This is a genomic window from Streptococcus equinus, from assembly GCF_049393805.1.
GTDB classification, from domain to species: domain Bacteria; phylum Bacillota; class Bacilli; order Lactobacillales; family Streptococcaceae; genus Streptococcus; species Streptococcus equinus.
In genome coordinates this window covers 1,165,232-1,178,809 of the sequence record NZ_CP185763.1, presented here as the reverse complement: position 1 = coordinate 1,178,809, position 13,578 = coordinate 1,165,232, and the positions used below count along the sequence as shown (strand labels likewise).

15 protein-coding genes are annotated in these 13,578 nt (G+C 39.3%); 5 read left to right on the top strand and 10 right to left on the bottom strand.

All coding sequences use genetic code 11. From position 1 onward, the window contains the following. Positions 1-104: 104 nt before the first annotated feature. Positions 105-1,505, top strand: a complete 1,401-nt coding sequence (locus tag ACN0NP_RS05885) for a glycoside hydrolase family 1 protein (RefSeq protein WP_423216953.1) — start codon at positions 105-107, stop codon at positions 1,503-1,505. 173 nt (positions 1,506-1,678) lie between these two features. Here ACN0NP_RS05885 and ACN0NP_RS05880 read toward each other — a convergent pair whose 3' ends face one another. Together ACN0NP_RS05880 and ACN0NP_RS05875 are read right to left on the bottom strand one after the other, a co-directional pair. Next, positions 1,679-1,996 carry a PTS cellobiose transporter subunit IIA gene (locus ACN0NP_RS05880; RefSeq protein ID WP_024344555.1) on the bottom strand — a complete coding sequence of 106 codons (318 nt, stop codon included), beginning with the start codon at positions 1,994-1,996 and terminating at the stop codon, positions 1,679-1,681. Positions 1,997-2,012: 16 nt separating this feature from the next. Beyond that, positions 2,013-2,327: a PTS cellobiose transporter subunit IIB gene (locus ACN0NP_RS05875; RefSeq protein ID WP_020916043.1), complete on the bottom strand. Its 315-nt coding sequence runs from the start codon at positions 2,325-2,327 to the stop codon at positions 2,013-2,015. 234 nt (positions 2,328-2,561) lie between these two features. Between ACN0NP_RS05875 and nrdI the strand changes: the two genes are divergently transcribed. Both nrdI and ACN0NP_RS05865 read left to right on the top strand, forming a co-directional pair. Beyond that, a complete protein-coding gene (nrdI, locus tag ACN0NP_RS05870; protein ID WP_423216952.1) occupies positions 2,562-3,026 on the top strand; it encodes a class Ib ribonucleoside-diphosphate reductase assembly flavoprotein NrdI in 465 nt (154 codons plus the stop codon). A 104-nt stretch (positions 3,027-3,130) separates the two neighbouring features. After that, a complete protein-coding gene (locus ACN0NP_RS05865; protein WP_423216951.1) occupies positions 3,131-4,168 on the top strand; it encodes a M42 family metallopeptidase in 1,038 nt (345 codons plus the stop codon). Between the two features lie 43 nt (positions 4,169-4,211). Here ACN0NP_RS05865 and ACN0NP_RS05860 read toward each other — a convergent pair whose 3' ends face one another. The 8 genes from ACN0NP_RS05860 to ACN0NP_RS05825 all read right to left on the bottom strand — a co-directional run bounded on the left by ACN0NP_RS05860 (position 4,212) and on the right by ACN0NP_RS05825 (position 11,713). Further along, entirely contained in the window at positions 4,212-4,382 is a 171-nt protein-coding gene (locus ACN0NP_RS05860; RefSeq protein WP_423216950.1) for a DpnD/PcfM family protein, read from the bottom strand. 424 nt (positions 4,383-4,806) lie between these two features. Further along, complete coding sequence (locus tag ACN0NP_RS05855) at positions 4,807-5,622, bottom strand: endonuclease/exonuclease/phosphatase family protein (protein WP_243602993.1); 816 nt, start codon at positions 5,620-5,622, stop codon at positions 4,807-4,809. Between the two features lie 98 nt (positions 5,623-5,720). Further along, on the bottom strand, positions 5,721-7,901 hold the full coding sequence (locus ACN0NP_RS05850) for a PTS transporter subunit IIBC (protein WP_423216949.1): 2,181 nt from the start codon (positions 7,899-7,901) through the stop codon (positions 5,721-5,723). After that, positions 7,885-8,157, bottom strand: a complete 273-nt coding sequence (locus ACN0NP_RS05845; RefSeq protein ID WP_423216948.1) for a hypothetical protein — start codon at positions 8,155-8,157, stop codon at positions 7,885-7,887. The genes ACN0NP_RS05850 and ACN0NP_RS05845 overlap by 17 nt, the downstream gene beginning before the upstream one ends. After that, positions 8,150-9,163: a LacI family DNA-binding transcriptional regulator gene (locus ACN0NP_RS05840; RefSeq protein ID WP_039697701.1), complete on the bottom strand. Its 1,014-nt coding sequence runs from the start codon at positions 9,161-9,163 to the stop codon at positions 8,150-8,152. The genes ACN0NP_RS05845 and ACN0NP_RS05840 overlap by 8 nt, the downstream gene beginning before the upstream one ends. 107 nt (positions 9,164-9,270) lie before the next feature. Then, positions 9,271-10,011 (bottom strand): 16S rRNA (uracil(1498)-N(3))-methyltransferase, encoded by a 741-nt coding sequence (locus ACN0NP_RS05835; RefSeq protein WP_021141532.1) that lies wholly within the window; start codon positions 10,009-10,011, stop codon positions 9,271-9,273. Next, positions 10,012-10,965: a 50S ribosomal protein L11 methyltransferase gene (gene prmA, locus ACN0NP_RS05830; protein ID WP_021141531.1), complete on the bottom strand. Its 954-nt coding sequence runs from the start codon at positions 10,963-10,965 to the stop codon at positions 10,012-10,014. A gap of 277 nt (positions 10,966-11,242) precedes the next feature. Next, entirely contained in the window at positions 11,243-11,713 is a 471-nt protein-coding gene (locus ACN0NP_RS05825; RefSeq protein ID WP_021141530.1) for a DUF3013 family protein, read from the bottom strand. 64 nt (positions 11,714-11,777) lie between these two features. Between ACN0NP_RS05825 and ACN0NP_RS05820 the strand changes: the two genes are divergently transcribed. Both ACN0NP_RS05820 and ACN0NP_RS05815 read left to right on the top strand, forming a co-directional pair. Continuing rightward, complete coding sequence (locus tag ACN0NP_RS05820; RefSeq protein ID WP_423216947.1) at positions 11,778-12,272, top strand: GNAT family N-acetyltransferase; 495 nt, start codon at positions 11,778-11,780, stop codon at positions 12,270-12,272. Next, positions 12,262-13,530 (top strand): replication-associated recombination protein A, encoded by a 1,269-nt coding sequence (locus ACN0NP_RS05815; protein WP_423216946.1) that lies wholly within the window; start codon positions 12,262-12,264, stop codon positions 13,528-13,530. The genes ACN0NP_RS05820 and ACN0NP_RS05815 overlap by 11 nt, the downstream gene beginning before the upstream one ends. The last annotated feature ends 48 nt before the right edge of the window (positions 13,531-13,578 follow it).

The window sequence follows — 13,578 nt, the reverse complement described above, 5'->3', positions numbered from 1 at the left end:
TTATAAAAGTCTAGTCTTTTTATATAAAAATATTGTCTTTTATTTCAAAAAGTGTATAATTGTACTTGTAAAATCAAAAAATATATATTTTTAAGGAGAATCTTATGGCAACTTACACATTTCCAGAAGACTTCTGGTGGGGAGCTGCAACATCTGGTCCTCAAAGCGAGGGGCGTTTCCATAAAAAACATGCCAATATGTTTGATTACTGGTACGAAATCGAACCTGAAGCTTTTTACAACCAAGTTGGTCCAGACACAGCATCAAACTTCTATAATAGTTACAAAGAAGACATTGCTTTGATGAAGAAAATCGGTCTCAACAGTGTTCGTACTTCTATTCAATGGACACGCTTGATTGATGACCTCGAAAAAAATACCGTTAATCAAGATGCAGTAGACTTCTATAATAACGTTATTGACTGCTTCATCGAAAATGGCATTCGTCCAATTATGAACCTACACCATTTCGATTTACCTGTCGAGCTTTATCACAAATATGGGGGTTGGGAATCACGCCACGTGGTTGACCTTTATGTTGGTTTTGCTGAACAAGCTTTCAAGGCTTTCGGTGACCGCGTCAAAGACTGGACAACTCACAACGAACCAATGGTTGTTGTCGACGGTGAATATCTTTACCAATTTCATTATCCAAAATTAGTTGATGGTAAAAAAGCTGTTCAAGTTGCCTACAACTTAAACATCGCTTCAGCAAAAGCCATCGCTAAATTCAGAGAACTTGGCTTAGACAAAGACGGTGGTCGCATTGGTACAGTTTTAAACTTAACACCAACTTATGCTGCTTCTGATTCTAAAGAAGACCAAGCTGCCGCACACTTTGCTGAACTTTGGAATAACAAAATGTTCCTTGAACCAGCTATCAATGGGCATTTCCCAGAAGAACTTGAAGAAGTTCTCAAAAAAGATGGCGTCATCTGGCAAACAGAACCTGGAGATGCTCAAATTTTTAAAGAAAATACTATTGATTTCTTAGGTGTTAACTTCTATCACCCAAATCGTGTGAAAGCACCAGACATCGCACCAAATTCTGTCGGTGCTTGGATGCCAAATCGTTACTATGACGAATACAACATGCCAGGTCGTCGCATGAACATCGACAAAGGTTGGGAAATCTACCCAGAAGCCATTTACGACATCGCCATTAACATTCGTGACAACTATAAAAATATCCCTTGGTTTGTCTCAGAAAATGGTATGGGGGTTTCTCGCGAAGAACGCTTCATGGATGAAAATGGAAAAATCCAAGATGATTACCGCATCGACTTCATCAAAGAACACTTGGCTTGCCTTCACCGTGGTATCCAAGAAGGTTCAAACTGCTTTGGCTATCACCTTTGGACACCCATCGATTGCTGGTCTTGGATGAATGCTTACCGTAACCGCTACGGTTTCATCTCAAATAATATCCATACACAAATCAAAACTATTAAAAAATCTGGTGAATGGTTCAAACAAGTAACCATCGATAACGGATTTGAAGATTAATTCACTACCTTAATCCCAGTAGAATTCAACAATTCCTAGCTCTACTTACTCCTCAAAGAAGAGCTTTCCTCACAAATCCTTTTATTAATTTCACAAAAACACCTTATCAGATAACGATAAGGTGTTATTTAATGCAATTCATTTAAGAAAACACCATCAAAGATGGTGTTTGTTTAAGCGTTAATTTTTTTGTACATGTGCATCATTTCGATGGCAACTTCTTTAAGTGTCATTGTTGTCATTAAGTGGTCTTGTGCGTGAACCATGATGATTTCAATTTTAATTTCGGTACCGCTTGCATATTTCTGTAGCAAATCAGTCTGAGCATGGTGAGCCTGTAAAAGTTCTTCATCAGCTGCAGCTAATTTTTCTTCAGCCTCTTGAAATGCTCCATTTTTCATAGCATCAAGAGCTTCGTGAACAGAGGTGCGGGCTGTGCCGCTGTGCAAAATAATTTCAAAAGCAGCAAGTTGTAATTCTTCTTCAGTCATATCTAGCAGCACCTCATTAAATATTTTCCAAAATCAAATTAGCCATTTTCTCAACACCCATTGGGATTGGAACGTAAGCTTGTGGTGGAACTTTGACAACAGGTCGCCCTGATTTTTCACCCGCTGCCGCAAATTGGTTGTAATACATTGTAGCTTGTGGACTAACAAGGTACAAATCATAAGTAGCATCAGTAATCACACGTTCCCCTTCGTTTGAACTGATTGCTTCAACAGTAATGTCTTTTCCTTGTGTTTTAAAATAATCTGTTGTTTTTTGTGCCATAAGTGATGATGACATTCCGGCAACACAGATAATTAATGCTTTTGCCATGGTTATTCTCCCCTTTTAAATAATAGACTTAGTAACTGTAAATGATTGCGCTACCAACATCTTTAATAAAAGTATATCACAGTTATTTTGATAAGTCTAGTCTTTTAAAATAAAAGAGTAAACTTTTATGCATTTTCGCAAAACAGCACTACTCCTATTTTCAAATCTAATTGCTTGTCTATCCATTTCTAATATGATAAATTGGCTAAAAGTAAAACAATCATGAGGAATTTTATGACAGAAAATACATTAACCATTGCTTATATCAGCCTAAGTGGCAACACTCAAAGTTTTGTTAAACGTTTAGGAGAATACTTAAAAGAACATTACCAACTTGAAAGCAAAACTATCAATATCAAAGAACTTAAGCATGAAACTTTTCCAGTCACTTCACCTTTTATCGCAATTTTACCGACTTATCTCGAAGGTGGAAACGGGGTTGACTCAGGTGATGTTGAGATTTTGACAAATCCTTTGGGAGATTTTATCGCAGCACACGATAACTACAAACACTGCTTTGGAATCATTGGCTCTGGTAACCGCAACTTCAACGAGCAGTATTGCCTGACAGCTAAGCAGTACGCTAAGCGCTTTGGTTTTCCAATGCTTGGTGATTTTGAACTTCGAGGCACAAGTGCCGATATTGAACGTTTGGCAGAGATTATTGTCGATAATTTCCATATTTTCACAGCAGGCTAAATAATTTTTAAAGCCTTTTCAGAAACAAAGTTGCAAATAAATGTTATAATGACATTAAAGAGTCGGAAACTTCCGACCAATGACTAGATTTTATTGGAGAAACCATGAAAACAACAGTTGATTACATTACAAAACTTGCAAATATCCCTTCACCTACTGGCTACACAAGCCACATTATGAATTATTTGATTGCTGAGCTTGAAAGCTTTGGCTATGCCCCTGTTCGCACAAATAAAGGTGGCGTCATGGTCACTGTCCCTGGTAAAAACGACAGCAAACACCGTGTCGTAACAGCTCACCTTGACACACTTGGAGCAATGGTTCGTGCTGTTAAACCAGATGGTCGTCTTAAGATGGACCTTATCGGTGGTTTTGTCTACAATGCCATTGAAGGTGAAAACTGTACTATCCACGTTGCTAAAAATGGTAAAAAAATCAGCGGTACTATCCTCATGCACCAAACATCAGTTCACGTCTACAAAGATGCTGGAACTGCTGAGCGTAATCAAACTAACATGGAAGTTCGTCTTGATGAAAAAGTAACAAACGAAAAAGAAACACGCGCACTTGGTATCGAAGTTGGAGATTTCATCTCATTTGACCCACGCGTCGTTGTTACCGAATCTGGTTTCATCAAATCACGCCACTTGGATGACAAAGTTTCAGCTGCTATTTTGATTGAATTGCTCAAAGAATACAAAGTGCAAAATGTCACTTTGCCATACACAACTCACTTCTACTTCTCAGCATTCGAAGAGCTTGGTCACGGTGCTAACTCAAGTATTCCTGTTCAAACTGTCGAATACCTTTCTGTTGATATGGGAGCTATGGGTGATGACCAACAAACTGACGAATACAGCGTATCAATCTGCGTCAAAGACGGTTCAGGTCCATACAATTTTGAGCTTCGCCAACACCTTGTAGCCTTGGCAGATGAAAATAAAATTCCATACAAATTGGACATCTATCCTTACTACGGTAGCGACGCCTCAGCTGCACTTCGTGCTGGTGCCGAAGTTAAACATGCCCTATTTGGAGCTGGTATCGAATCAAGCCACTCATACGAGCGCACACACATTGACTCTGTTCAAGCAACAGAACGCCTCGTTGACGCTTACCTCAAAAGCCCAATTGTAGAATAAATAATTAAATAACAAAAAAAGAGTGGACTCATGTCCGCTCTTTTTACTCTGACATCACTCGAAGTTCGTAACCTTTATAATCATTTTCATCTAAGATGATTTCTTCATTCTTATATCGCTCACTCACAATTCTCAAAGCTTCATTTTTATTTGCTGCTTCAACTTCCACAAACTTTTGAAGTACTTCTTCAATTTCAATACTAAAATTTTTCATGACATCCTCCGTAAATAATTGTTTAAGTGTTAATATTGCGATCCATTATACCACATCAAGATGCCACTTTAACTAAAATCGCCCCTGAGATCAGGAGCGATTTAGAAAATAAACTAGACTGTTTTTAACTTAATAAATTTCAAATTGTTATTAACACTCTTCAACTTTGAAATTAAATGCGAGCGAAGTGAGCATTAAACGATACTTACCGCCGTGGTGGATGTGGCTAAAGCATCAATGAATAAGCCACCCGGAAGTTTTGAGACTATAGGCTCAAAACTTAGGCATGGAATTCCGTAGGAAGTCGCTGCCGACGGCACCTCCTAAGGTAAGTATCAAAAAACACTTTTATTTACCCAAAATCGCCCCTGAAATCAGGAGCGATTTTTATAAAAACAAACAAATAATTAGGAGGTAAGGTTAGTTAGTAGTTAAGTTCGACTGCTAAACCAAAGTGGTCGCTGACGATTGGAGATTCACCGCCATCAAAGACAACTTTTGATGACTGAATGTCAATATCTTTACTTGTGAAGACATGGTCTACTTTAAGGGATTGTTTGTTGCCTTCCCAACCATCAATATCTTCAATAATCGTGTGGTCACCTTGGATGACTTTTGCTACTTTGTGACTGTCCTGCAAATCAAGCGGACTCTTTAAAATCATCTCATAACCAGCAGTATCCGTAGGATTGTTAAAATCACCCATAAGCACTAGTGGTTTTGGATAATCACTTAGAGCTTTTTCAAGTTTTGCCCATTCACTTTCAAAGCCCTTGCCATACCAAGACATGTGAAGACTGACCACAGTGATTGTTTTACCATCAACTTCAGTCTCAGCCGCCAAGACACGTCTCGTATGAAAATCGTGTTCATCATCCACTTCAGAAACTAAAATATCTTGAACCTTGATTGGTTTTTTCGATAAAATCACAACACCTTCATTGTATTTATCGTAGCCGATATGATTATAAGCCCAAGACCAATAGTAATTTCTACCTTGACTCTTAAGGTAATTCACTAGTTGCAAAGCATAATTATCACGATGCAAAGCTGGACTTCCAGGGAGTTTTTCATACCCTTCAACTTCTTTTGTTTCTAGTCCTCGGATGTCTTGATTAATTTCTTGAAGGCAAATGACGTCATAATCTTCACTATAAATCGTTTCTGCCAAATCAAATAATTTTTTCAACGCATTGGCTTCTAACCATGAATGCGTATTAAGTGTTAAAAATTTTGCCATGTTTTTCCCCTCAAGTCAAAGGAGAGTCCGAGATTCCTACCTCGGACTCCCTTCTATTTAGTTTTAACCTAAATCTCTATATCACTAATAATATAAGCTTAAAGTTCTACTTTTGCAACAGCTGTTTTCGCAGAAAGTTTTCCTGTTTGTGTTAAATTGACTGCTTTGATTTCTGCTGTATTTGTGAAAGCAACGATAGTTGTTGTTTCACGTCCTGCTGATTGGATAGCTGCCAAGTCAGCTACCACCAAAAGGTCACCTGCTGTTACACGTTGACCTTCTGTTACTTTAACAGAGAATGGTACACCGTTAAGAGCAACAGTATCAAGACCAATGTGAACAAGAACTTCAAGACCGTTATCTGTCAACAATCCAAAAGCGTGTTTTGTTGGGAAGACACTTGTTACGATACCAGAAACTGGTGCGTAGATATTACCATTTTCAGGTTCTACCGCAAATCCATCGCCCATCATTTTAGCTGAGAAGACAGGGTCTTTCACTTCTGTGATTGGTTTAACTTCACCGTCAGCAACTGAAAGAACATCTTCAGTCACACCTTTATATGAAGCTTTAGTGACGTCATTTCCTTTAACTTCTGCTAAATCGATTGTTGGGATCTCAGCTCCTGAATCAAGAAGGTCTTGAATATCAGATTTCAAAATATCTGCTTTTGGTCCATAAACAGCTTGTACACCTGAGCCTTTAATGATAAGACCCATAGCACCTGCTTTTTTCCAAGTTTCTTCATCACCAACTCGTGTGACATCTTTGACTGTTACACGAAGTCGTGTCATACAAGCATCAACATCTTCAATGTTATCGCGTCCACCAAGGAGATTAATGATTTGAACGATTTGAGAATTTGCAGATACTGTCGCACCAGTTGCTGATGCAGCAGTGTCATCATCCATGTCGTCATAGTTACCGTTACGACCTGGAGTGGCAAAGTTAAATTTCTTAATCATAAAGTCTGCGATGAAGTACATCACAACACCTGATAAGATACAGCAGATAACAAAGTTAATTAAATCTCCACCAAGACCTGCTTTAAGTGCCATTGGTGTACGTGTCAAAAGTTCGATATTACCAAATGAATGGAGACGAAGGTTAACTAAATCAGCTAAAGCAAATGTCACCCCTTGTACAACTGCATATACAACATAAAGTGGCATTGCAACAAACATAAACATGTATTCGATTGGTTCAGTAACACCTGTCAAGAATGTAGCTGCTGCTGTTGAGATAAACATCGCAGTGTATTTTTTCTTCTTGTCTGGATCAACGTTACGGTACATTGCAAGGCTAAGCCCCATAAGTGTACCAGTTGCACCAATCATTTGTCCGACTTTGAAGCGGGCAGGTGTTACAGTTGCCATAAGGTGATGGTAATCTGAAGGATTTGAACCTTTAAGGTTGATAAGGTCTGTTACCCATGCTAACCAAAGTGGGTCTTGACCAAAGACTTCAGTACCTTTTTGAGCACCAGTCAAGATTTCATAAGTACCACCAAGTGAAGTGTAGTTCATTGGGATAGTAATCATGTGGTGAAGACCAAATGGAAGAAGCAAACGTTCCAAAGTACCATACAAGAATGGCGCTAAGAATGGAGCAGAATCTTGTGATGATGCAATCCACATACCAAATCCGTTGATTCCTGATTGAATGATTGGCCAAACAAGTGACATAAGCAAAGCAACAAGAACTGAACGGTAAATAACAACGAATGGTACGAAACGTTTTCCGTTAAAGAATGAAAGAACATCAGGCAACTTACGGTAGTTGTAATATTTGTTGTAAGCTGTTGCCCCAACAAAACCTGAAATGATACCAACAAAGACACCCATGTTAAGTGCTGGCTGACCAAGTACGTTAACAAAGTAGTCTGCTACAAGCATTTTACCACCAAGAACGTTGTGAACAACACTTTTACCGTCAGCAATCATATCAAGTGAAATGCCATAAACGTGACCTGTAATCAAGTTGATGAGGATAAATGCGATACCAGCGGCAAACGCACCACCAGCACGTTCTTTAGCCCAGCTACCACCAATAGCAAGAGCAAAGAGAATGTGAAGGTTATTGATAATTCCCCAACCAATTTGTGCAATAACATTACCAACTGTAGCAAGAATAGCTGAGTCTGCATTGATTAGCGGTAGGGAGTTACCGATACTAACCATCAAACCGGCTGCCGGCATAACGGCAATAACAACCATCAAGCATTTACCGAATTTTTGCCAAAATTCGAAGCTGGTCAATTTTTTAAATGCCTTCTTCATGAAACGACTCCTTAAACTCTATGAAACCAATTGCTTTATTACAGAATGTAAATTTTGCCCGATATTTAAACATTCTAATCACAAAGCAACTAATTCCAAAAATAATTTTACGCAAACGTTTGCGTTGTTTTGATGATTTTATTATAGCACGTATTTTTAATTTGTAAAGCGTTTTCGAAAAAAATTTTAAAAATAAAAAAGTAAAGGATTGTTCGCAAATGGAAAAAAATCCTCCACTTTCTCTTGTCTTAATCATTGTTGGTCGACTCCCGCTCAATGATTTTGTGCGAAATAATCACCTTTTGATGACTTTCTTTTTGCTTTTTATCCAGCAAAAGCTGCGCTGCTTTTTCACCCAACTGATAGGGGAAAATATCAATCGATGTCAGAGCTGGATTTGCAATCGCCGTAATCAAAGAATTATTAAAGCTGATGATGCCATATTTCTTGAGTGACTGACTATTTTTAAACAGACGCTGCAAACGAATCGCCATAATATCATCGCAAGCGACAAACCCTTGTGTCTTAGGATGCTCAGCCAAAAAGCTTTGCAATTTCAAAACATTGTCATCCTCGTTCACCCTTGAAAAATGCAGAGACAGTGCTTCTTTGTCACAGCTTTGCATATAAGCACTGTAACCTTGATAGCGCTCCGTCTGTACAAGCTCATTCATATCTGTATAGGCAAAAACCAGATGTTCATAGCCCTTTTCTAGCATAAATGCCGCAGCATCTCTTCCTGCTTGGTAGTTGTCATTATCAACAAATCGAACTGATTTTGGAATTTTTTCCTCGTAAGAACTTCCGACAACAACACAAGACACATTTTTTTGATTTTTGACAAACTCAAAAACAGAATCATTTTTTCGTGAATAGAGAAAAATAAACTTTCTGATGTTGCCACTGCGAATCAATGCCTGACAATTCTTGCGCAGCTCATCATCCGTACGACCACTTGCCAAATTGACCATGTAGCCATTCTCGCTACAAATGCTAGAAATACCTTGGATAATCTGCATGAAAAACGGGTTATTGCCAAGAGAGTCCTTGCTTTCACGAACTGGCAGAACTATCCCAATTGTATTTGTTGTGCGGTTCACCAAGTTTTGAGCAGAATAATTTGGTGAGTAGTCCAACTCTTCCATTGCTTTTCTCACACGTTCCTTGGTTGCCTCACTAATCATATCGCTATCATGTAAAGCTCTTGATGCTGTTGAGGTTGAGACCCCAGCAAGTTTTGCTACGTCCTTTATCGTTGCCATCTTTTTGTCCTTATTTTGAAATTCTTATCTCTAGGATAAAAATTTTTTAAAGCGCTGTCAATTAAAAAATTACAAAAAGAAGTTGAGACTTTCGTCCCAACTCACTTTTACAATAATTCTAAAGCATAGCTTACGCTACTAAGAGCATAGAGCGGTGCCGTTTCGGCACGCATGATACGTGGCCCTAAACCGATTTTCAAGCCACCTTTTTCCTCAAATGCCACAATTTCATCTGGTGAAATTCCGCCTTCTGGGCCAAAGATAAAGAGAATTTTCTCTCCTGCTTTGACTTGGCTCAATTCACGCGCTAAAATAGCCGTTTCACCTTCTTTAGCTGACTCTTCATAAGCAATGAAAATCTTATCAAACTGGTCAAGTTCAGCAAGAAAAGCTGCTTTTTTATCAAAAAGAGTCACACCTGGAATGACATTACGTTTGCTTTGCTCAGCAGCACCAAGAGCAATTTTTGCCAATTTATCTGCTTTTTTGGCTAGTTTTTTGCCATCCCATTTGACCACAGACCAATCAGCTGGAAATGCCCAGAGATTTGCCATACCAAGTTCTGTTCCTTTTTGCGCAAGAAATTCTAGTTTATCACCTTTAGGAAATCCCGCAGCAATCGTCACTTCAACTGGCATCTCAACATTGCTATCAAGCTCTTTGATAATTTCAAAACGGTGCTCAGCACTATCGACAACCTTTGCCAAACGTTTGATGTGGTCATCAAAAACAAGGACAACTTCCTCATCTTCTGTCAGACGCATAACGTTAAACATATGTTTTACCGTGTCTTTATCTGTGATTGTAACGACGTCTTGAGCTTGTCCTGCTACAAAATATTGTTGCATTTATCCTCCAATTACACCTGAAATATCATCAGTCTTTTTGAAAACACAAGCATTCCATTCGCCTTGAACCATATGAGTTTCAAGGAAGAATCCTGCATCTTCAGCTGATTTACGAACCATTTCCCATTTGTCAGAAATGATACCTGACATGATAAGGTAACCTTCGTCTTTCACAAGACGATAAGCATCTTCAGTCATATTGACCAAAATATCAGCGAGAATATTTGCCACGATAACATCAGCTTTGATGTCCACACCTTGCAAAAGATTACCTGTAGCAACATGGATATTTTCAGTATTGGCGTTAAGGTCAATGTTTTCTTGTGCCACGCGCACGGCTACTTCATCAAGGTCATAAGCGTAAATATCTTTTGCACCAAGAAGTGAGCTTGCGATTGAAAGCACACCTGAACCAGTACCTACGTCAATCACTGTTTCACCACCTCGAAGCACTTGTTCAAGTGCAAAAAGACTCATTTTCGTCGTTGGGTGAGTTCCTGTACCAAATGCCATACCAGGGTCAAGACGAATGGTCTTTTCACCTTCACTAGCATCATAATCTGTCCAACTTGGAACGATTGTCAAATCATGACTGATACGTGTTGGTTCATAATATTTTTTCCAGTTTTCTGCCCAGTCTTGCTCAGCTAATTCTTGTGTTTCGTAGTGCACATCCCCAGCGTCCACACCAAAATGTGTCAATTCAGCCAAACGCTTAGCTACTTCTTTTTCAACAGCCTCGATGTCGATATTTTCTGGGTAGTAAGCTGTGATTTTAACAGTTTCTACTTGTTTGATTTCTGGGAAAACTTCGCCGTATTTTCCGACGTGTCCAAGATAATCAGCACTATCATCGATAGCCACACCTTGACTTCCCAATTCAATTAAAATATTTGACGCAGCTTCTTCTGCATCACGCAAGACCTCAACAGTCAACTCTTGCCACTTGTTCATAATTAAGATACCAAGCCCGTAAAACACAAAGCCAAAATAGGAAAATCACCGACGGCGCTTGCGTCTAGGAGAATTTTATCTTTTTGGCACAGTGTTTCGGGCGGGTTCAGTTAAAATACTAACCGAACCTTTTCCTTTCTAACTGTACTAAAAGGATACAAGTCCGTGTTCAAAGATGAACACTTATCCTCATACTCCTTTTCTATTAGTTTCGGGCGGGTTCAGTTTGAAACTAGCTGAACCCTTTCTTTCTATTTAATCTAGAATTCTACGCTTCCTAATATCTAGGATAAGCAAAGAATTCTGTTTCTTTTAAGTCAGCTTTGCCTTTTTCAAAGCTTTCAGCGTCCCATTCAAGGGCGAAATCTGTAGCATTTTCATCTGCCAAGAAATCCATCAAATCATCAAGTCCATTTGTTGCCACATCGTTCAATGTTTCAGCAAAATAAGCCAAGAATTCGCGTGAGAAACCTTTTTTAGCATCAAAAGGAATTGTCACCAAATACTCATCTTCATCAACTTTTGATTTTGCTTGGTTGTAAAATAACACGTAATCTTCAAAGACGATGTCTTCGCTGCTAACTTCACCTTGGTCATCCACTGTTTCAACCGCAGATTGATTCTGCGCTTCTAAAATAAAAGTCACTTCCACTGCATGATTTTTCTTATTCCAATCAATGGCATAATCAAACGTGAAGTGCTTGTCCATTTCTTCTTCTAATACTGATAAAAAGCCAAATTTAGCCATTAAAAATTTCTTCCAATCTTCTTTTGTGTTACAATTATTTTAACATAACTTAAGGGGAAATGACATGCAAATACGACCAATGAAGCTAGAAGACATTGAACAAGTCGTTGCAATGGAAAATAAAACTTGGGACAACTTCAATACACCTGCTAGCTTACCAGCCGCAAATAAACATAAAATCATTCAAGCCTTTCAGAATCATTCACATTATCTCGTTGCTGAAGAAAACAGGGTTATTTTGGGAGTTCTTGATTATCATGCTTACTATCCTTTCCCTAGCGCACGTCACGTGGTAAGCTTTATTATCGCAGTCGACAAAGACACCCAAGGTCAAGGTATCGGGCACTCTCTTATCCAAGCTTTCTTTACCGTAGCTAAATCTGATAATTACAAAAAGGTTGTTATCCACGTGCTATCATCAAATAAAAACGCTTGCCGTTTCTATGAAAATATCGGCTTCACTCTGGAAGCTACCCTTAAAAATCAATTCTACCTAAACGGCACTTACGTCGATGACCTCATATACAGTTATTACTTGGAGGAAGTACATGCCAAATAATCTCGCTTTACGGATGCGTCCCAAAAATATTGACCAAGTCATTGGGCAAAAGCATCTAGTAGGCGAAGGAAAAATCATTCGCCGCATGGTCGAAGCCAATATGCTATCGTCCATGATTCTCTACGGTCCTCCCGGCATCGGGAAGACCTCAATCGCTAGCGCTATCGCAGGAGCAACCAAGTACGCCTTTCGTACCTTCAACGCCACAACCGATAGCAAAAAACGCCTGCAAGAAATCGCCGAAGAAGCAAAATTCTCTGGCGGACTGGTTTTACTGCTCGATGAAATCCATCGTCTCGATAAAACCAAACAAGATTTTCTGCTACCATTGCTTGAAAACGGCAATATCATCATGATTGGAGCGACAACTGAAAATCCATTTTTCTCAGTCACTCCTGCCATTCGTTCCCGCGTTCAAATTTTCGAGCTTGAGCCACTCTCAACTGACGACATTAAGTCAGCTTTGCAAACTGCTCTTTCTGACAAAGAACGTGGATTTGACTTTGATGTCGACATCGATGCAGATGCCATTGATTTTATAGCGACAGCAACCAATGGTGACCTTCGTTCTGCCTTTAATTCACTTGACTTAGCCGTCATGTCTACAAAAGCTGATGAAAATGGGCTTCGCCACATCACGCTTGATACCGTTGAAAATAGCTTGCAGCGCAGCTATATTACCATGGATAAAGACGGAGACGGGCATTATGATGTTCTCTCAGCTCTTCAAAAATCCATCCGAGGTTCTGATGTCAATGCCAGCCTGCACTACGCGGCACGCTTGATTGAAGCTGGTGATTTGCCAAGTCTTGCCAGAAGACTAACAGTCATTGCTTATGAAGACATCGGGCTTGCAAACCCTGATGCGCAGATTCATACCGTCACCGCCCTTGAGGCTGCTCAAAAAATCGGATTTCCAGAAGCTCGTATCTTGATTGCTAACGTCGTGATTGACCTTGCACTTTCACCAAAATCAAATTCAGCCTACGAAGCTATTGATAAGGCAATCGCTGATTTGCATCAAAACGGAACCCTTCCTATTCCACGCCACCTTCGTGACGGACACTACGCTGGCAGCAAAGAATTAGGCAATGCCCAAGGCTACAAGTACCCTCACAACTATCCAGAAAAATGGGTGAAACAACAGTATCTCCCAGATAAACTGGCCGGAAAAAATTACTTTGATGCCAACCAAACTGGTAAATACGAACGCGCCCTTGGTGCCAATAAAGACCGAATCGATCATTTATCAAAATAACTTTTTGTAAGCTTTTCTGATACTTTTCAAAAAACGCTTTCTAAAAAT